This is a genomic window from Serratia sp. 22264, assembly GCF_052045345.1.
GTDB lineage: Bacteria > Pseudomonadota > Gammaproteobacteria > Enterobacterales > Enterobacteriaceae > Serratia > Serratia plymuthica.
Window position 1 is genome coordinate 1,127,577 of sequence record NZ_JBQEOY010000001.1, and the last position, 17,292, is coordinate 1,144,868.

Sequence of the window (17,292 nt, forward strand, 5' to 3'; positions counted from 1 at the left end):
CTATGATGATAGCAAAGTTGCCGGCGTTGACGTTTGGCTTTGCGGGGGACTGGTTTGTTATGCATGGCGTGGAGACGTCATATCATCTGATGATTCGCTCTTTTTTCTTCGTTATGGAGCCGTAGATGAGCTATTTTTCGCAACGTCCATTCGATATTCGTCTTGAGTGGGGAGCAAACGCCATCGAGCATATGGCGGGCGACGTTGATTGCGTCATCATTGTCGATGTGATGTCGTTTTCAACCTGTGTCAGCGTGGCAACCAAACGGGGAGCCAGCGTCTATCCCTATGCATGGAAAGATGACTCGGCCAAGGATTACGCAAGCAAGTTAGGCGCGGTAACGGCTAGCAACACCCGGCGTTTTGATGGCGCAGGGTATTCTCTTTCGCCACTCTCGCTGGTCAATATCCCTGCGCAGACCAAGCTGGTGCTCCCGTCCCCCAATGGCTCCTCGTTGGCTTTTAAGGCTCGAGACTCAGGGGCTGCGGTATTCTGCGCTTGCCTGCGCAACCTTAAAGCGACAACCATTGCCTGTGCGGCGTATCGAAACATATTGGTGGTCCCCAGCGGCGAAAAATGGCCGGACGGCAGCCTGCGACCGGCACTTGAGGACTGGCTGGTTGCTGGCGGGGTCATCGCCCAACTGCCAGAAAGAAACCCGTCGCCGGAAGCACTGGCGGCGGCAGCAAGCTTCCATGCGTTGCCTGCGACCGCATTGCGCCAGTGCAGCTCAGCGCGGGAGTTGATTGAACGTGGGTTCGTCGCAGACGTTGATCTCTGTTTGGCGACTGATGCAGACGACAGGGCCTGCAGGTTGCAGCACGACCATTTTGTCGGTAACCAATGAACACTTCCAGCCTATTAAGGCCTCATTAAACCTGGTTGATTCTCTACGCTGCAGTACATGGCACAGCCCGGTAAATTCTATGAGGGGCGCTTGTAAGATTCGTCTCTGTATTGCAGTTTCTCCTTACGCCGCCCGCCGCCATAACGCGGCGTACATGCCGGGTTTGGCGAACATCACCAGGTTCCCCAACAGGATCAGGCACAGGCCGATCACCGCGTTGAGGTGCCACTGGTAACCTTCATAGAGTGTCGAGATGCTCAGCGCCACCAGCGGGAACAGCAGGGTGCTGTAGGCCGCAGCGCTTGCGCCGATGCGGCCAAGCAGGCTGAAGTAAGCGGCAAAGGCAATCACCGAGCCAAAAATCGCCAGATACAGCAATGAGCCGATATAACGGGTACTGAACTCAATCTGGAAGGATGCACCCTGGGCCAGTGCGATCAGTGCCATCAGGATGGCGCCATAACTCATTGCATAAGTATTGGTGGAAAGAATGTCCAGCCCACGCCGCTGGTGGCGTGAACTGATCATATTACCGAGTGAAAAACCGTAGGTGCCGAGCGCACTCAATCCGATGCCTTGCAACAGTTCCGGTGCCATTTGCGTGGCGACCAGATCCTGCCAGAACAGGGCGAAGATCCCGGTCAGGCCCAGTACCGCCGCAGGCAGCAAGTTTGGGCTGGGGCGTTGACGGAAGAAGATCATGCCGTTGACGGCATTGAACAGCACCGCCATCGAAAAAATCACCGATTCCAACCCGCTGCTGATATAAGCCGCTGCATGGTAGAAACAGAAGAAGTTAAAGCCGAACACGCAGCAGCCTTGCAGGATGCAAAACAGGTGATCACGCAGCGCAATGCGGCGCAGGCGGCGCGCCAGCAGCAGAACCAGCAACATCACCGCGGCGGAAAGCACGAAGCGGTAACTGATCGACACCGGAATGGCTACCGGTCCTGCCTGTTGCAGGGTAATCGCAATCCAGGTGGTGCCCCAAATCAGCACCACGGCAAGGTACAACAGCACGTTCATAATCGACTCCGGCAAAATAGATTGCCGCAGTATCCGCCGTTGCTCGCTGTCGCGCTTTCAGCGCTTTGCGCACAATTGCATATTCTTGCGCTTTTTTTAGCAAAAGCGCGGGTCGTGGACTGGTGCGGTGTGGCGTCACTCTTTACACTGAAAACACTTCAGCGAAGCGGGGCCGGCGATGTCCAGATACAAGGCGTTTGAAACACTGCGGGAACATAAAGCGCGGTTGCACGGCAGCGTGCTGCTGGGTTCCGGCGTGGAGCTGGCCGCCTGGTCCAACCGTGACGATCGCATTACCCAGGAAAGCGCCGATCACCATACCCTGAGCCTCTATGTCGCCGATGGTTACGAGTGCTATCAAAAAGTGCCCGGCGGCTGGAAGAACGGCGGCGGGCCGGACCGTTTCTGCATTATGCCTCGCCAGTATGAATCCACCTGGGACGTGCGCAGCGATTTATCTTTCGTGCACCTTTACTGCACCGACCGGCATCTGCGGCAAGTGGTGGAGCAAACCTGGGATCGCAGCCCGGCGGCGATCGCTCTCGAACCCTGTGCTTTTGCCGAGGATCCGCAAATTACGCTGTTGTACCGCCAGTTTTTGCTTAACTGCAACTGGCAGGAGCGCGCCAATCACTTGGCGCTCAGCAGTGCTACAACCCTGCTGATGTCGCATCTGGTTCAGCGCTACAGTCAACTGCAATGGGCCTTGCCGACAGTGCGCGGTGGCCTGGCGCCGGCGGTGGCCAGGCGGGTAAAAGAGTATATCGAGCAGCACCTCGACAAGCCGCTGTTGCTGGCGGACCTGGCGGCGCAGGCCGGGCTGAGTGAGTTCCACTTTGCCCGCATGTTCAAACATGACACCGGCCTGGCGCCACACCAGTTTGTGATGCGCGCGCGGCTGCAACAGGCGGAAAAATTGCTGTGCCACAGCTTGCTGCCGCTGACGCAGATTGCGTTGGAATGCGGCTTCAGTTCCGCCAGCCATTTCAGCAACCGCTTCAAAGCGGCTTATGGATTTGCCCCGATGCAGATGCGCCAAGGGCGTTAACCCTGACAGGAGATAGCATGGAACAGCAGTTCGCAGGACTTGGCGTATTGTTTATTGCCGGATTTGGGCCGATTACGCAGCAAACGGAGCACAGCAAGGCGTTTTATGTCGACGCGCTGGGGCTGCCGCTCAAGCCGATGCCCGGCAATGCCGATTATCTGCTGGCCGAGCATGGCGCGCTGGAAGGGGTGAAGCACTTTGCCTTGTGGCCGTTGGCGCAGGCGGCGCAATCTTGCTTCGGCAGCGAACATTGGCCGGCCGATCTGCCGGTGCCGCAGGCATGGATGGAGTTTGACGTCGCCGACATGGCGTTGGCCACCCAAGGGTTGATCGACAAGGGGTACCGCCTGCTGGTCGCCAACCGTGAAGAGCCCTGGGGCCAGAGCGTCACGCGCCTGCTCAGTCCGGAAGGGTTGCTGATCGGCATCACTTTCACGCCCTGGTTGCGCGACTGAATTACAATCATGGCCCGTTAGGGCATTTTGCTGTTGGCTTATGAGGGATCATGGATGGAAAACAAAACCCTAGAGATACTCACCTACACCCTCAAGAAGGGGGCTGGCCGCGATTTTCACAAGATCATGACGGAAACCAGCGTCCCTCTGCATCGTAAGGCGGGGATCGACGTTGTCTGCTTTGGGAACTCTTTGCACGATGCAGATTCGTACTTTCTGATCCGGGCTTTTGACAGTGCCGAACATCTTGAAAGCGCCCAGGATGAATTTTACAAAAGCGATGCCTGGCGCGCGGGCCCGAGGGAGGCGATTATCGAAAGGATTGAGCAAAGCATCAAGTCTGTACTGACAATCAGCAACGCTGCACTGGATGCGATGCGGGTTTAGCCTGTCCAAATAGCGTTAAGGCAATAACCGGAACGTCAATCAGGACGTGCCGTTACGGCACTTCCGAACCTCAGTGTCGTTCACTTGCGTACGCTTTCCACCTTTCTAAACTGGCTGCGCAGCAACAGGCAATTGATCAGCACCAGCACCGCCGTTACCGCAAACACCCAGCGGAAGCCCATCAATGCGGAAATACTGGAGCCAATCAGCGGGCCGACCACGTTGCCGAGGTACATAAACGATTGGTTATAGCCGAAGATGCGGCCGGTAACCTGATCGGAGGAATACTTCAGCAGCAGCGTTTGCACTGCGGGCATCAAGGCGCCATCGGCAAAGCCCAGCAGGAAGCGCAAGATCCCCAATTGCAGCGGCGTTTGCACCCAGGCCATGATGGCGAACAGTAGGGTGGTCAACCCCAGCGCCGCCATCAGAATGCGAGCGGTGCCGATACGGTCGCCAAGCCGGCCGAGACGCGGCGCGGAAACCAACGCGGCAATACCGGGAACGGCAGCGATCATGCCGCTGATAAAGGCGATATTGCCGCTGTCGCCGGACAAATCCTTGATGAACAGCGTCAGGATCGGGCTGATGGAGGAATTAGCCAACTGGATCATCAACGTACTGATGAACAGCGTGACAATCAGCGTCGGATAAGGCAGCGACTGGAATACCGCCTTGCCGCTCAATCGGTTGGCCTTTTTCACTTCGATATGGCGTTCTTTTATCAGGAACAGGGTAATGAGGAAGCTGACGAACATCAGCCCGGCGGTAACGAAAAACACCACGCGCAGGCCCAGATGGTCAGCCATCAAGCCCCCCAGCAGCGGGCCGACGATCACCCCGGAAACCGGGCCGGTAGATAAAGTGCCCAGCGCCCAACCGCTTTTATCACGCGGCACCTGCGAGGCCACCAGCGCCATAGCGTTGGGAATATAACCGGAGGTCAGGCCCATCAACGCGCGCAGTGCAAACAGCTGATAAACGTGGGTCACCATGCCCTGCAGCACAATGACGATCGCCATCCCCAGCGAAGCGCGCAGCAGCATCAGCTTACGGCCTTTGCGGTCCGCCAGGCTGCCCCACAGCGGCGACACCAGTGCAGAGACCAAAAAGGTGCCGCTAAACACCAACCCTGACCAGATGCTGAGCGACTGGTGGCCGCTGACGCCGAGCTGTTCAATATACAGCGGCAGAAAAGGGAGGATCTGGCTCATCGCCAGCCCGGTGAAAAAACAGCCGAGCCAGACCGAAATCAGATTGAGTTTCCACGCTTCCATCAACTTGTCGTACCACTTTGAATTAAGAGGACATTATTGAGCAGAATAATAATAACACCGGTTATCAGGCGTGGGTGGCGAAATGAGTGAGCAAAAGTAAAACCCGCGTTGCGCGGGCTCAGAGATTTAGCGTTGGTTGTCCTGTTCTACGGCGTCATACAGCCGCTGGAGAATATCCGGGAAGGCGGATTGTACGCGGTTCCAGCTTGGCACAAAGGGTTTATCGCCGGGGTTTTCGCTGAAGGCTTGCCCGGCCTGCGAAATCACCCGAGAGAACAGTTCGACCGCTGATTCTTCGCTGTGGCGATCGAAATCCAGACCGTTCATTTTGGCATCGTGCTCAAAGGCATCGATCATATCCAACGCCGTGCGGTAGTAGGTGGCGCGCAGTACGCGAAAAGAATCGCTGGTGATCGGCACCCCCTGGATCGCCAGTTTGCGGTACAGCGCTTTGGTGATATCACCCGCCATACGCTGCAGGCCGCTGTGCGGATCCTCTTCCGACATTGCCTGGTGCTTATGATCGTAATTATCGGCGATATCCACCTGGCAGATTCTATTAGTGGCGGTGTTGCGGTGGACTTCCGACAATACGCCGATCTCCAGCCCCCAGTCGCTGGGAATACGCAGGTTGTTGAGAATGTGGGTCCGCATGGCGAACTCGCCCGAGAGCGGGTAGCGATAGCTGCGCAGATAGTCGAGAAAATCCGAATTGCCGTACACTTTCTGCAGCGATTTCAGCAGCGGAAACACCAATAATCGGCCGACCCGGCCATTCAGCTTGCCGTTAGCCACCCGGGCATAATAACCCTTGCAGAAATCGTAATGAAAATGCGGGTTGGCCACCGGATACAGCAGGCGTGCCAGCATGCGGCGATCGTAAGTGACAATGTCACAGTCGTGCAGCGCCACACAGCTGGAACGGCGTGAAGCCAGTGTGTAGCCGACGCAAAACCACACGTTGCGGCCTTTGCCCGGTTCGTTGGGCGCCAGCCCTTCGGCGCTGAGCTGGTCGGCAATCGCCGTCAGGCGCGGCCCGTCGTTCCACAAAATGCGGTGGCGCTGCGGCAGGCGGGAGAAAAAGCTTTTTGCATGCAGGAATTGCTCATGGTTGGCGCGATCCAGGCCAATGACGATCTCCTCCAGATAGGGCACCTGCGCCAAAACATCGACGATCTTGTCCAGCGCCGGGCCTTCCAGTTCGGAATAGAGCGAAGGCAGTATCAGCCCCATGGTGTTGCGGCCGGAAAATACCTGCAACTCGTATTCCAGTTCGGACAATTCGCGCTGTGCGAGATTGTGAAAGTTGGTGATGATGCCATCTTGATAAAAATCACTCATGGTGAGATCTCCCGTTAATCAGAAAATGATCCAATCCTTCGCACCAGCCCTGGGGGCCTTGCAGGCGCGTACGGTACAGCCGGCCGGCGAAATCGCCCGGTAAATCGAGAGGTTTGTCCTGCTGCCCCCGGATCAACACCGCCAGATCGCTGGCTTGCAGCAGGGAAATATCGTTGGGGCCGTCGCCCAGACTGAGGGTGGTAAGGGGCGAACCGTGCGGTAACTGATAATCCGCGGTTATCCAACGGGCGGCGTTGCCTTTGCTGACGGCCGCGCTCATCACGTGATAAAAGCGTCCGCCTTGGGTCAACTCGAGCTCGTGCTGCGCCAGGAGCGTGCGAAACTGGGCAAGTTGTGCATCGTTACCGGCCCAGCGCAAGGGTTCAGAACCGGCACGCCGGCGCGCCAGATGCGCCTGATCGCGCGTTAAACCTGTCCATTGCGCGACGGTTGCGTCATCCACATCGGCAAAGCCCTGAAAGGCAAAACCCGTCTGGCTGCGCAGTTCCCGCAGCGTGGCGCAAAGGCTGGGGTAATCTGCACCCAGGTGCTTGGTTGGATAGTCGGGACGATCGCGCCATTGCGCGGGGAAGACAATCTGCGCGCCGTTTTCCGCAATAAACGGCCAGTGGCTCAGCCCGAGTTGCCGCTGCAACGGGGCGACTTCTGCGGTAGTTTTACTGGTGGCGATAATCAGCGGCGTCTTCGTGCGCGCCAGTCGTTCCAGCCAGGGCTGCGCCGCGTGCCAGCGGTAGCTGTGGTGATCCAGCAGCGAACCGTCCAGATCGGTGAAAATTAACAGATTGGGGCTCGGTTTCAGCATTTCATCTCCATGATATCGTGCGCAATTCACTGATAAACAGGTTGATTACTTTGTTGTCATGTAGACCGACTGAGAAACGGCGCGTGGCGTTGTAGAGGGTGCTTGCCGTAGACACCGTGACTCCTCCAGGTGAAAATTGTGATGTGAATCACAATTTACCCTAACGGCTTATCGCAGGGGGCGCAAGTTTTGGCCGTCACCCGCAAAACGGGTTATTGCGTTTAATCGTTGCAAAATGGGGGGCGTGTCCGCTTGGCTGGCGGGATTACGACGCAATCAGCCGGTTAAACAGCGTTTGTTGAATATCCAGCTTTTGGGCAAGAAAGGCATGTACGGTGATAAGTGAATCTTCGAGCGAATAAATAACGCGATAGCCGTTGACCGTATTACATTCACGGTATTTATCGCAGCCAATTTTCAATAGTTCAGGGCAAATCTGACAGCCGGTTGGAAAGAGGTTTACCCTGGTTTCGAACCCAGTAATGATGCTTTCAACGACCGGTAACGGCAGCACATTATTGGCTTTCAAATGGTGGACAATCTCGAGCAAAGTACTCTTTGCCGTTGCGGTATACTCAATATCAATCCGTTCCCTCATGCGACATCTCCTTTTGAGCGCATTACTTATCTATATCAGCCAGCAATTGGTCGCGGGAATAAACTTTGCCTTCTTTTTTGTCTTTTTCAGACAGCGTTAGCAATTTAAGCAAGGAAATGGCGTCATCCCTTTGCTGGCGTTGTTCATAAGATTCGATCACATAAGCAGGGGTACCATTTTGCGTCACCAAAATAGGCTCAGACAAATCGAGCGCGGCGGCGTGCTTCTTAACATAGCTGATGGTTTCAACTTTCATACTGGCGTCCTCGTGTCTTGCGTGAGCCAAATTTAGTTCATATTCAGACTATAAGCAATGCACCACGCAGAACCGAATCTGCTACTCTGCGGGGAGGCGGTTTTCGCCATCCAGTAAAATTATCCCTATCGAATCAGGAGGCAAACGTGCCCGAGGAAAAGCAAAGCATTCACCTGCGCCCGATGATTGAAAGGGATCTGCCGGCGGCGTTCGGGCTGTCGCAACAGGCGCGCTGGCCTCACCGCCTGGAGGATTGGCAGCAGGCGTGGGGATTGGGGATGGGAGTGGTCGCGGTGGCCAACGGAGAGACGGTCGGCACCGCGCTGCGCTGGTTGTGGGGGGCGAATCGCGCCACGTTGGGGTTGGTGATTGTCGACGAACGGCATCGCGGGCAAGGCATCGCCAGGGAAATGGTGCAGACGCTGATGGCACCATTGACTGACCATCAACTGCACCTGGTGGCTACCGAACAGGGCAAGCCGTTGTATCAACAGTTGGGGTTTATCGAACAGGGGCAGTTGGCACAGCATCAATGTCGGGAGTTGCCTGCCCGCGACGCCGTGCCTTTGCCGGAGGACGTCACCCTGCGCCCGGTATCGCCGCAGGATCTGCCAACCCTGGCCGAGCTGGATTTCGCCGCTTGCGGCATGCGGCGCCAGCCGCTGCTGGAGACATTGCTGAGTAGCGCCGGGCAGGCGCTGGTGCTGGAACGGCAGGGGATTGCCGTCGGTTTCGCGGTGCGTCGCCGCTTTGGTCATGGCAACATGATCGGCCCGGTAATTGCGCCCGATATTGCCTCCTCCGTCGGGTTAATCGACGCGCTGTGCCGGCCCTGCACCGGCCAGTTTGTGCGTATCGACACGCCGCAGGCCAACAGCCTCGGCCCCTGGCTGGTCGAGCGCGGTTTGCCCAGCGTGGACACGCCCGCCATCATGGTGCGCGGCGCGCCTCATAGACCGGATCCTGCGAGCGTGCAGACTTTTGCATTGTTTTCGCAAGCGCTGTCATAAAATTGAAAATCAGGTACCACGGCGGTGCATCGCCAGATGCATTGCCCAATTGTTGTGCAATAGTTATCAACTGATGACTTTGCTGTAACCGCAGGTTTTGCCGTTCCTGCGCCGCCGTACGCCGCCGCGCGTGAAATATCCCCAGAAAGTCCGCAATTGGCACAGGCCATGCATTGTCATCATCAGTCTTTGTTACCTGAGTAACAGACAGCGGTTTGATGACAACTCACCAACAGCGGGCGAACTATGGCAGACCATCCTGATGTGATCGCACAGATAGAAGCGTCATTTGCGGTACAAACCCCGACCGGCAAGCGTATTGCCGGTTATCTGCTGGCCAATCTGGCGCAGGTGCCGTTTGAAACCGCCGACGGCATCGCCCGCAGCACGGCGACCAGCGGCATTTCGGTCGGCCGTTATCTGCGCAGCCTGGGTTACCGCAATCTCGACGATCTGAAACGTACGCTGCGTGAACAAGGGGCGGCGCTGTACCAACCCTGGGGCGTCACCGATCGTCTGGGGGCTTACCGCCGGCGGCGCGATCAGCCGCAGCCGCAAAAGCTGCGCCAGGCGTTAACCCTGGAGCTGGAGGCGATAGAACACGTTTACCAGTTGGCCGGCGGGGAGGCGTTCAACCGCGTCAGCCGCCAACTGGCGCAGGCGGAAGCGGTGTTTGTGGTCGGCATCCAGTCTACGCGCGGCATCGCCAACGCCTTTTACAGCCATCTGGAGTATCTGCGGCCCAGAGTCTATTACGCCGACGGGCTGTCCGGTACCTACGTGGAATCGCTCAATTCGGAATTTGGCGCGCCCTATCTGGTGCTGACCGACACTCGCGCTTACTCGACCATCGCCCGGCAGTATTGTCAGGCGGCCTGCGCGCGCGGGCTGCGGCTGGCGTTGATCACCGACATTTACTGCCCGTGGGCGCGGGATTACCCGATTGACCTGCTGCAGGTAAAAACCGACACCGGCCAGTTTTGGGATTCGCTGGCGCCGCTCAGTTGCCTGTTCAACCTGCTGCTGTCCTCGGTACTGGAACAGGGCGGCGCGGCTGTGGAGCAACGGCTGGCCAACAACCGCCTTCTGCAAAAAGAACTGGGCCAATTTGAATCTTAACCGCATGGGAACAGGTAATGAGTGACAATGTAACGTTAATGGATCTGGCTGAGGCGTTTCCCGATCTGCCGATCGAGTTGAAATACGCAGGCGCCGATAACCTCACCGGCCGGCCTATTTACCGCGAAAGCCGCTGCCTGTTGCATCCCGACGCGGTACGCGGGCTGACACGCTGTCTGTTGGCGGCACGGCTTGCCGGTTTATCGCTAAAGGTGTTTGACGCCTATCGGCCGCAGCAGGCGCAGGCGCTGCTGTGGCTGGCATGCCCGGATCCGCAATATGTCACCAGCACGCAAACCGGCTCGCACCACAGCCGCGGCGTGGCTATCGACGTGACGCTGCTGGATGCGGCGGGCGCGGCGCTCGATATGGGCACCAGCTTTGATGAGATGAGCGAGCGTTCCCATCCGTTTTACCCCGATTTTCCTCCCGAGGTGCAGCGCAACCGGCTATTGCTGAATGCGGTGATGGCCGCCGGGGGGTTTTGCGGCATCGCCAGCGAGTGGTGGCATTTTGAGCTGCCCAACGCCGGTGACTATCCGCTGTTGGCCGATCGCTTCGGCTGTTTTTCTTACGATTAAAACGACGCACCTTCAACACACCAGGAGTCAGTTTATGAGCAAAGTTAAATACGCCGCGCTGGCGGTGGCAGTCGCTGTAGGTCTGGCCGGTTTGGCTCCGGCGCAGGCGGCGGTACCCAAGGATATGCTGGTGATCGGCAAAGCGGCCGACCCGCAGACGCTGGATCCGGCCGTGACCATCGATAACAACGATTGGACGGTAACTTACCCTGCCTACCAGCGGTTGGTGCAATACAAAACCGAAGGCGGCAAAGGCTCCACCCAGGTTGAAGGCGAACTGGCGGAAAGCTGGGCCGCTTCAGACGATCAATTGGTCTGGACCTTTAAGCTCAAGCCGGGCAACAAGTTCGACGACGGCAGCGAGGTTAACGCCGAGGCGGTGAAATGGTCGTTTGAACGGCTGATGAAGATTGGCCAAGGGCCGTCAGAAGCTTTCCCGAAAGATCTGCAGGTGACGGTGGTGGATCCGCTGACGGTGCGTTTCACGCTGAAAACGCCGTTTGCCCCGTTCCTCTACACGCTGGCCAATGACGGCGCCGGCATCGTCAACCCGGCGATCGCCAAGGCCAATCCGGCCGACGAAGGCAAAGCCTGGCTGGCGAATCACAGCGCAGGTTCCGGCCCTTACAAGCTGGATCGCTGGCAGAAGGGCCAGCAGTTGGTGCTGGTGCCCAATCCGCATTACGGCGGCGCCAAACCGGCGTTCAAACGCGTAACGGTGAAAATCATCGCCGAAAGCGCCACCCGCCGCCTGCAATTGACGCGCGGCGATCTGGACATCGCCGAATCTCTGCCCATCGACCAGCTCACGGCGCTGAAAAGCGAAAACAAGGTGGCGGTCAATGAGTTTCCTTCGTTGCGCGTCACTTATCTGTACCTGAACAACGGCAAAGCGCCGCTGAATCAGGTGGATTTGCGCCGCGCCATCTCTTATGCGGTGGATTATCAGGGCATGGTGAAGGGCATTCTCGGCGGCAACGGCAAACAGATGCGCGGACCGATCCCGGAAGGCATGTGGGGCTACGACGCCGCCGCACAGCAGTACAGCCTGGATGCGGACAAGGCCAAGGCCGCTCTGGCGGCGGTGAAAGACAAGCCGACGTCGCTGAACTTCCTGTATTCGGTCAGCGATCCGAACTGGGAGGCGATAGCGCTCTCGGTGCAGGCCAGCCTGGCGACGGTAGGCATTAACGTCAAACTGGAGAAGCTGGCTAACGCCACCATGCGCGATCGCATCGGCCAGGGCAATTACGACATCGCCATCGGCAACTGGAGCCCGGACTTCGCCGACCCCTACATGTTCATGAACTACTGGTTCGAATCCGACAAGAAAGGGCTGCCGGGCAACCGCTCGTTCTACAGCGATCCGCAGGTGGATGCGCTGTTGAAAAAAGCGGTTTCGGTGTCCGATCAGCAAGTGCGCACCGCCGATTATCAGGCCGCGCAGAAAATCGTCATCGACCAGGCGGCCTACGTCTATCTGTTCCAGAAAAACTATCAGGTGGCGATGAACAAAGAGGTGAAGGGTTTTGTGTATAACCCGATGCTGGAACAGGTGTTCAACGTTGGGCAGATGAGCAAGTAATTCTCTTTCGGGCAGCCGTTTGGCTGCCCCCTTGCACCACGGGAAACGACTATGAACGTTTGGAGCCTTATCCGCCAGCGCTGCTGGGGGCTGGTGCTGGTGATGTTCGGGGTGTGCGTCATCACTTTTACCATCTCGCACCTGATCCCCGGCGATCCGGCGCGGCTGCTGGCCGGCGATCGCGCCAGCGAGGAAATCGTCCGGCATATTCGCCAGCAACTGGGGCTGGACCAGCCGTTATACGTGCAGTTTGGCCGCTATGTGCTGGATCTGCTGCACGGCGATCTGGGCACGTCTATCCGCACCGGGCGGCCGGTGCTGGACGACCTGCGCGCCTTCTTCCCGGCGACGCTGGAGCTGGCGTTTTGCGCTTTGCTGCTGGCGATCGCTCTGGGGGTGCCGCTCGGCGTGCTGTCGGCGGTTTACCGCAATAAATGGCCCGATCATCTGGTGCGTCTGCTGTCGGTGACCGGCATCTCCACGCCGGCGTTCTGGCTGGGGCTGGGGGTGATCATTTTGTTTTACGGCCAACTGAACGTCTTGCCCGGTGGCGGCAGGCTGGACGACTGGCTGGATCCGCCCACCCATATTACCGGGTTCTATCTGCTGGATTCGTTGCTGACCGGCAACGGCGAAGCGTTTTGGAACAGCCTGCAGCACCTGATCCTGCCGGCGCTGACCCTGGCGTTCGTGCACCTCGGGGTGGTGGCGCGGCAAATCCGCTCGGCGATGCTTGAACAACTGGGCGAAGACTATATCCGCACCGCACGCGCCAACGGCCTTTCGCACTGGCGGGTGGTACTCGGCCACGCGCTGCCGAACGCGTTGATCCCTTCGGTGACGGTACTGGGGTTGGCGTTGGGGGATTTGCTGTACGGCGCAGTGCTGACCGAAACGGTATTCGCCTGGCCAGGCATGGGCGCTTACGTGGTGGATTCCATTCAGGCGCTGGATTTCCCTGCGGTGATGGGCTTTGCCGTGGTGGTGTCTTTTGCCTATGTGATGGTTAATTTGATCGTCGATCTGCTTTATCTGTGGATCGACCCGCGAATGGGGCGCGAGGGCTAATGACTATGTCTCAACTTGAACAACCGTCGTCTCAAATCGAGCCACCGCCGGCGGCGGAACCTGCGCTGCGCTTTGTCGGCGCGCGGCGCGCCTGGTATCGGGTGCGGCGCAGCCCGCTGACGCTGTTGGGTGGCGCCATCATGTTCTGCGTGCTGTTTTTGATGCTGTTTTCCCCCTGGCTGGCGCCGCACAATCCGGACGCCATCGACCTGACCGCGCGGCTGCTGCCGCCTTCGGCCGAACACTGGTTCGGCACCGACGAAGTAGGCCGCGACCTGTTCAGCCGGGTGCTGGTCGGCAGCCGGCAGTCTGTTGCCGCCGGGCTGGCGGTGGTGGTGCTGGCGGGCGGAATTGGCTCGCTGCTCGGCTGTTTCTCCGGCGTGATGGGCGGCACGGTGGATGCGTTGATCATGCGCTGCATGGACATCATGCTGTCGGTGCCTTCGCTGGTGCTGACCATGGCGCTGGCGGCCGCGCTCGGGCCAAGCCTGTTCAACGCCATGCTGGCGATTGCGGTGGTGCGCATTCCGTTTTACGTGCGGTTGGCGCGCGGGCAGACGCTGACGCTGCGGCATCAGGCTTATATGCAGGCGGCGCGCACCTTTGGCGCTTCGCGCTGGCATTTGATTGGCTGGCATGTCCTGCGCAATGTCATGCCGCCGTTGGTGGTACAGGCGTCGCTGGATATCGGTACCGCCATCCTGATGGCCGCCACGCTGGGCTTTATCGGCCTTGGCGCCCAACAACCGACCGCCGAATGGGGTGCTATGGTGGCCAACGGCCGTAACTATGTGCTCGACCAGTGGTGGTATTCGGCCTTTCCCGGTACGGCGATCCTGATCACCGCCACCGGTTTCAACCTGTTCGGCGACGGTCTGCGCGACTTGCTGGATCCTAAAACCCGGGGGCGTTGATGAGTGACACTACGGTTTTATCGATTGATGAGCTGCAACTGGAATTCCCGGTTTACGGCGGCAGCGTCAAGGCGCTTAACCGCGTTTCGTTGCAGGTCAAGGCCGGCGAAATCGTCGGCGTGGTGGGGGAATCCGGTTCCGGCAAATCGGTAACGGCAATGATGACCCTGCGCCTGCTGGCCGAAGACGGTTACAACGTGACCGGCGGCAAGCTGGAGGTATTGGGCACCGACGTGCTCAGCGCCAGCGAGCGGCAAATGCGCCAACTGCGCGGTGCCCGGGTGTCGATGATTTTTCAGGAGCCGATGAGTGCGCTGAACCCGACGCGGAAAATCGGCCGCCAGATGTGCGAGGTGATCCGCCTGCACCAGCGGCTGTCGGCGCGGCAGGCGCGTGACAAGGCGATCCAGTTGCTGCGTGAAATGCAAATTGCCGATGCGGAACGGGTGATGGAGCGCTATCCGTTCGAGCTGTCGGGCGGCATGCGCCAACGGGTGCTGATCGCCATGGCGTTTTCCTGCGAACCGGAGCTGATTATCGCCGACGAACCGACCACGGCGCTGGATGTTACGGTGCAGCGGCAGGTGCTGCGCCTGTTGCAACAGAAGGCTCGCGCCAGCGGCACGGCGGTGCTGTTTATTACTCACGATATGGCGGTGGTGTCGCAGCTTTGTGACCGGGTGTACGTGATGTATGCCGGGCACGTGATCGAAAGCGGGGCCACGGCGCGGGTGATTGACCACCCGCGCCACCCGTATTCTATCGGGTTGTTGCTGGCGGCACCGGAACGCGCAGAGCCGCGCAGCCTGCTGCGGGCCATTCCCGGTACGGTGCCCAATTTGAGCGCGTTGCCGCCGGGTTGCGCATTCAGCAACCGCTGCAGCTACGCCAGCGGCCAATGCCGGCAAACGCCGCGGTTGACGCCATTAGCCGCTGACCCGACGCAACGGGTGGCCTGTTGGCATCCGCAGTCTATCGATCTGGAGGTGCAAAATGAACGTTGAAGCGCTACTGGAACTGCGCGACGTGCGGCTGCGCTTTCCCGCCAGCTATAACTGGCGCGGTAAGCCGAGAGAATATGTCCATGCGCTCAACGGGCTGGATCTCAACATCATGCGCGGCGAGACCCTGGGGATCGTCGGCGAATCCGGCTGTGGCAAAAGTACCTTGGCGCAACTGCTGATGGGATTGTTGAAGCCCAGCAGCGGCGAGTTGCTGCGCGCCCGTTCCGGCGGCTCCTGGTTTGGCAGCGGCATGCAGATGGTGTTTCAGGATCCGCAGTCGTCGCTCGACCCGCGCCTGCCGGTATGGCGCATTATCACCGAACCGGTCTACGTGCAGCAGCATAACGGCGTGGCAGAGCGGCGGGCGCTGGCGGCCGAACTGGTGCAGCAGGTTGGGTTGCGACCGGAGTCTATCGACCGGCTGCCGCATGAGTTTTCCGGTGGTCAGCGCCAACGCATCTCGATTGCCCGTGCGCTGTCCTCGCAACCGGATATCATCGTGCTGGACGAGCCAACGTCGGCGCTGGATATCTCGGTGCAGGCGCAGATCCTCAACCTGTTGGTGGAGCTGCAACGCCAGCGCAATCTGACCTATGTGCTGATCTCGCATAACGTTTCGGTGGTTCAGCACATGAGCGATCGGGTGGCGGTGATGTATTTGGGGCAAATCGTTGAGCTGGGGCCAACCGCGCAGGTCTTGCGCCAGCCGCAGCATCCTTATACCCGGCTACTGCTGGATTCGGTGCCGCGTGCCGGGCGTGCGCTGAGCGACAGCACTATTGAAGACCGCAAAGGGGAGTTGCCGGGCAATCGCCAGTTGCCGCTGGGGTGTTTTTTCCGCGAGCGTTGTCCCTACGCCGGGGAAGGCTGCCAGATGCCGCAAACGCTGCGGGTGAATCTGGGGGGGACGGCGGTGCGCTGTCATAAAGTGGCGTGACGGCCACATTTTCAGCGAATGATGCCCCGCGTAGAGCGGGTAAAAAAATCAGTGAACAGCCGCAGTAACGGGTATTCCACGCTGAGGCGGGCGGCTTCTTGCCGCACGTCTTCCAGCGCCATCGCCTGGTGATACAACATGTCGTAAAGAGAATGAATAACCCGCTGCTGTTGCTCGTCGGCGGCCAGAAAGGCCGGCGCCAGCAGATGCAGGCCGTCCGGTTTGGCGCGGTTGCCGCCGGCCTGGACGAACGGCGGCAAATCCTGCACCGCGAGCGTGCCGTCGGCCAATCGCGCGTGGGCACCGATAATGCAAAACTGATGCACCGCACAACGCGCGCCGACCCAACCGCCGTCGCCCAATTCCACATGCCCGGCCAGCCCGCTGTTAATGCCGATATGCGTGGCGTTGCCAATGATGCAGTCGTGGGCAATATGCACATTATCCTGCAGATGGTTGTCATCGCCGATCGCGGTGTGGCGGCAGCCTTGAACGGTGCCGCGATGCAGGGTGGCGTATTTGCCGATGCGGTTGCGATCGCCGAGGGTGAGCGTGGTCGGTTCACCGGCGTATTTCAGGTCCTGGCCGGCTTCGCCGATCGAAGAAAACTGGTCGATGACGTTGTCGCGGCCGATGCGCGTCATGCCGTTAATGACTACGTGGGAGGCGATAGAGGTACCTTCGCCAATCTCAACGCCGGCGGTGATGAAGCAAAAATGACCGATGCGTACGTGCGCACCGATAATCACGCCAGGCTCAATCACGCTGCTGGCGGCAATACGGGCAGAAGGAGAAATCATGCTGCTTCCTGATGGCGGCGCGTGGCGTATCCTTCAGCCAGGCCAGACATCGGTTAACCATTAAGCCGGATTCTGGATTAATCAGGGGAAAAACAAGAAAGTGCGGGCATGAGGGCTTGCCTCTGGGCCAGGTGCAACAAAGTTGTCTGAGGCCAGCATAAGCCTCTGCCGGTCTCAGACCGCCCGATTATATTTTATTTATTTTATGAACCATT

The 17,292-nt window shown here is 58.9% G+C and carries 19 protein-coding genes; 12 read left to right on the forward strand and 7 right to left on the reverse strand.

Annotated features, from left to right (window positions below; genetic code table 11):
- The first annotated feature begins 125 nt into the window (after positions 1 to 125).
- A complete protein-coding gene (locus ACTJJ1_RS05485; protein ID WP_004944153.1) occupies positions 126 to 848 on the forward strand; it encodes a 2-phosphosulfolactate phosphatase in 723 nt (240 codons plus the stop codon).
- 123 nt (positions 849 to 971) lie between these two features.
- Here the strand turns inward: ACTJJ1_RS05485 and ACTJJ1_RS05490 are convergent, their stop codons facing one another.
- A complete protein-coding gene (locus ACTJJ1_RS05490; protein ID WP_440832676.1) occupies positions 972 to 1,874 on the reverse strand; it encodes a DMT family transporter in 903 nt (300 codons plus the stop codon).
- A gap of 178 nt (positions 1,875 to 2,052) precedes the next feature.
- Here ACTJJ1_RS05490 and ACTJJ1_RS05495 point away from each other — a divergent pair, with 178 nt between their 5' ends.
- The 3 genes from ACTJJ1_RS05495 to ACTJJ1_RS05505 are packed head-to-tail and all read left to right on the forward strand — an operon-like array spanning position 2,053 to position 3,764.
- The gene (locus ACTJJ1_RS05495) at positions 2,053 to 2,922 is read left to right on the forward strand and encodes a helix-turn-helix domain-containing protein (RefSeq protein WP_020438991.1); all 870 of its coding nucleotides are present in this window, start codon (positions 2,053 to 2,055) and stop codon (positions 2,920 to 2,922) included.
- Between the two features lie 17 nt (positions 2,923 to 2,939).
- Positions 2,940 to 3,377 carry a glyoxalase gene (locus tag ACTJJ1_RS05500; protein ID WP_440832678.1) on the forward strand — a complete coding sequence of 146 codons (438 nt, stop codon included), beginning with the start codon at positions 2,940 to 2,942 and terminating at the stop codon, positions 3,375 to 3,377.
- Positions 3,378 to 3,431: 54 nt separating this feature from the next.
- Positions 3,432 to 3,764, forward strand: a complete 333-nt coding sequence (locus ACTJJ1_RS05505) for an NIPSNAP family protein (RefSeq protein WP_440832680.1) — start codon at positions 3,432 to 3,434, stop codon at positions 3,762 to 3,764.
- 80 nt (positions 3,765 to 3,844) lie between these two features.
- Here the strand turns inward: ACTJJ1_RS05505 and ACTJJ1_RS05510 are convergent, their stop codons facing one another.
- From ACTJJ1_RS05510 to ACTJJ1_RS05530, 5 genes are all read right to left on the reverse strand, one after another.
- Positions 3,845 to 5,041: a multidrug efflux MFS transporter gene (locus tag ACTJJ1_RS05510; RefSeq protein ID WP_006325102.1), complete on the reverse strand. Its 1,197-nt coding sequence runs from the start codon at positions 5,039 to 5,041 to the stop codon at positions 3,845 to 3,847.
- A gap of 126 nt (positions 5,042 to 5,167) precedes the next feature.
- On the reverse strand, positions 5,168 to 6,382 hold the full coding sequence (locus ACTJJ1_RS05515) for a glycosyl transferase (RefSeq protein ID WP_202290860.1): 1,215 nt from the start codon (positions 6,380 to 6,382) through the stop codon (positions 5,168 to 5,170).
- A complete protein-coding gene (locus ACTJJ1_RS05520; protein WP_440832683.1) occupies positions 6,375 to 7,205 on the reverse strand; it encodes a mannosyl-3-phosphoglycerate phosphatase-related protein in 831 nt (276 codons plus the stop codon). Before ACTJJ1_RS05520 ends, ACTJJ1_RS05515 begins: the two co-directional genes overlap by 8 nt.
- 265 nt (positions 7,206 to 7,470) lie before the next feature.
- Positions 7,471 to 7,803 carry a type II toxin-antitoxin system RelE/ParE family toxin gene (locus ACTJJ1_RS05525; RefSeq protein ID WP_166728809.1) on the reverse strand — a complete coding sequence of 111 codons (333 nt, stop codon included), beginning with the start codon at positions 7,801 to 7,803 and terminating at the stop codon, positions 7,471 to 7,473.
- Between the two features lie 22 nt (positions 7,804 to 7,825).
- Entirely contained in the window at positions 7,826 to 8,059 is a 234-nt protein-coding gene (locus ACTJJ1_RS05530) for a type II toxin-antitoxin system Phd/YefM family antitoxin (RefSeq protein ID WP_006325108.1), read from the reverse strand.
- 146 nt (positions 8,060 to 8,205) lie between these two features.
- Here ACTJJ1_RS05530 and ACTJJ1_RS05535 point away from each other — a divergent pair, with 146 nt between their 5' ends.
- The 8 genes from ACTJJ1_RS05535 to ACTJJ1_RS05570 all read left to right on the forward strand — a co-directional run bounded on the left by ACTJJ1_RS05535 (position 8,206) and on the right by ACTJJ1_RS05570 (position 16,277).
- Complete coding sequence (locus ACTJJ1_RS05535) at positions 8,206 to 9,069, forward strand: GNAT family N-acetyltransferase (protein WP_409442578.1); 864 nt, start codon at positions 8,206 to 8,208, stop codon at positions 9,067 to 9,069.
- Positions 9,070 to 9,315: 246 nt separating this feature from the next.
- Positions 9,316 to 10,188 carry a MurR/RpiR family transcriptional regulator gene (locus ACTJJ1_RS05540; RefSeq protein WP_004944177.1) on the forward strand — a complete coding sequence of 291 codons (873 nt, stop codon included), beginning with the start codon at positions 9,316 to 9,318 and terminating at the stop codon, positions 10,186 to 10,188.
- Positions 10,189 to 10,205: 17 nt separating this feature from the next.
- On the forward strand, positions 10,206 to 10,769 hold the full coding sequence (gene ddpX, locus ACTJJ1_RS05545; protein ID WP_440832686.1) for a D-alanyl-D-alanine dipeptidase: 564 nt from the start codon (positions 10,206 to 10,208) through the stop codon (positions 10,767 to 10,769).
- A gap of 34 nt (positions 10,770 to 10,803) precedes the next feature.
- Positions 10,804 to 12,354 carry an ABC transporter substrate-binding protein gene (locus tag ACTJJ1_RS05550; protein WP_440832688.1) on the forward strand — a complete coding sequence of 517 codons (1,551 nt, stop codon included), beginning with the start codon at positions 10,804 to 10,806 and terminating at the stop codon, positions 12,352 to 12,354.
- Between the two features lie 51 nt (positions 12,355 to 12,405).
- Positions 12,406 to 13,422: an ABC transporter permease gene (locus ACTJJ1_RS05555; protein ID WP_004944186.1), complete on the forward strand. Its 1,017-nt coding sequence runs from the start codon at positions 12,406 to 12,408 to the stop codon at positions 13,420 to 13,422.
- Positions 13,422 to 14,336, forward strand: coding sequence for a D,D-dipeptide ABC transporter permease (ddpC, locus tag ACTJJ1_RS05560; protein WP_440832690.1), 915 nt, complete (start codon positions 13,422 to 13,424; stop codon positions 14,334 to 14,336). The genes ACTJJ1_RS05555 and ddpC overlap by 1 nt, the downstream gene beginning before the upstream one ends.
- The gene (locus tag ACTJJ1_RS05565) at positions 14,336 to 15,340 is read left to right on the forward strand and encodes an ABC transporter ATP-binding protein (RefSeq protein WP_063198412.1); all 1,005 of its coding nucleotides are present in this window, start codon (positions 14,336 to 14,338) and stop codon (positions 15,338 to 15,340) included. Before ddpC ends, ACTJJ1_RS05565 begins: the two co-directional genes overlap by 1 nt.
- The gene (locus ACTJJ1_RS05570; RefSeq protein ID WP_020453820.1) at positions 15,330 to 16,277 is read left to right on the forward strand and encodes an oligopeptide/dipeptide ABC transporter ATP-binding protein; all 948 of its coding nucleotides are present in this window, start codon (positions 15,330 to 15,332) and stop codon (positions 16,275 to 16,277) included. The genes ACTJJ1_RS05565 and ACTJJ1_RS05570 overlap by 11 nt, the downstream gene beginning before the upstream one ends.
- 11 nt (positions 16,278 to 16,288) lie before the next feature.
- Here the strand turns inward: ACTJJ1_RS05570 and lpxA are convergent, their stop codons facing one another.
- Entirely contained in the window at positions 16,289 to 17,077 is a 789-nt protein-coding gene (lpxA, locus tag ACTJJ1_RS05575) for an acyl-ACP--UDP-N-acetylglucosamine O-acyltransferase (protein WP_440832693.1), read from the reverse strand.
- Positions 17,078 to 17,292: the final 215 nt, after the last annotated feature.

What these genes read in the sequence shown, in the direction of transcription:
- ACTJJ1_RS05485 (WP_004944153.1), top strand. Translation starts at nt 126, where the DNA reads ATGAGCTATTTTTCGCAACGTCCATTCGATATTCGTCTTGAGTGGGGA.
- ACTJJ1_RS05490 (WP_440832676.1), bottom strand. Translation starts at nt 1,874, where the DNA reads ATGAACGTGCTGTTGTACCTTGCCGTGGTGCTGATTTGGGGCACCACC.
- ACTJJ1_RS05495 (WP_020438991.1), top strand. Translation starts at nt 2,053, where the DNA reads ATGTCCAGATACAAGGCGTTTGAAACACTGCGGGAACATAAAGCGCGG.
- ACTJJ1_RS05500 (WP_440832678.1), top strand. Translation starts at nt 2,940, where the DNA reads ATGGAACAGCAGTTCGCAGGACTTGGCGTATTGTTTATTGCCGGATTT.
- ACTJJ1_RS05505 (WP_440832680.1), top strand. Translation starts at nt 3,432, where the DNA reads ATGGAAAACAAAACCCTAGAGATACTCACCTACACCCTCAAGAAGGGG.
- ACTJJ1_RS05510 (WP_006325102.1), bottom strand. Translation starts at nt 5,041, where the DNA reads ATGGAAGCGTGGAAACTCAATCTGATTTCGGTCTGGCTCGGCTGTTTT.
- ACTJJ1_RS05515 (WP_202290860.1), bottom strand. Translation starts at nt 6,382, where the DNA reads ATGAGTGATTTTTATCAAGATGGCATCATCACCAACTTTCACAATCTC.
- ACTJJ1_RS05520 (WP_440832683.1), bottom strand. Translation starts at nt 7,205, where the DNA reads ATGCTGAAACCGAGCCCCAATCTGTTAATTTTCACCGATCTGGACGGT.
- ACTJJ1_RS05525 (WP_166728809.1), bottom strand. Translation starts at nt 7,803, where the DNA reads ATGAGGGAACGGATTGATATTGAGTATACCGCAACGGCAAAGAGTACT.
- ACTJJ1_RS05530 (WP_006325108.1), bottom strand. Translation starts at nt 8,059, where the DNA reads ATGAAAGTTGAAACCATCAGCTATGTTAAGAAGCACGCCGCCGCGCTC.
- ACTJJ1_RS05540 (WP_004944177.1), top strand. Translation starts at nt 9,316, where the DNA reads ATGGCAGACCATCCTGATGTGATCGCACAGATAGAAGCGTCATTTGCG.
- ddpX (WP_440832686.1), top strand. Translation starts at nt 10,206, where the DNA reads ATGAGTGACAATGTAACGTTAATGGATCTGGCTGAGGCGTTTCCCGAT.
- ACTJJ1_RS05550 (WP_440832688.1), top strand. Translation starts at nt 10,804, where the DNA reads ATGAGCAAAGTTAAATACGCCGCGCTGGCGGTGGCAGTCGCTGTAGGT.
- ACTJJ1_RS05555 (WP_004944186.1), top strand. Translation starts at nt 12,406, where the DNA reads ATGAACGTTTGGAGCCTTATCCGCCAGCGCTGCTGGGGGCTGGTGCTG.
- ddpC (WP_440832690.1), top strand. Translation starts at nt 13,422, where the DNA reads ATGACTATGTCTCAACTTGAACAACCGTCGTCTCAAATCGAGCCACCG.
- ACTJJ1_RS05565 (WP_063198412.1), top strand. Translation starts at nt 14,336, where the DNA reads ATGAGTGACACTACGGTTTTATCGATTGATGAGCTGCAACTGGAATTC.
- ACTJJ1_RS05570 (WP_020453820.1), top strand. Translation starts at nt 15,330, where the DNA reads ATGAACGTTGAAGCGCTACTGGAACTGCGCGACGTGCGGCTGCGCTTT.
- lpxA (WP_440832693.1), bottom strand. Translation starts at nt 17,077, where the DNA reads ATGATTTCTCCTTCTGCCCGTATTGCCGCCAGCAGCGTGATTGAGCCT.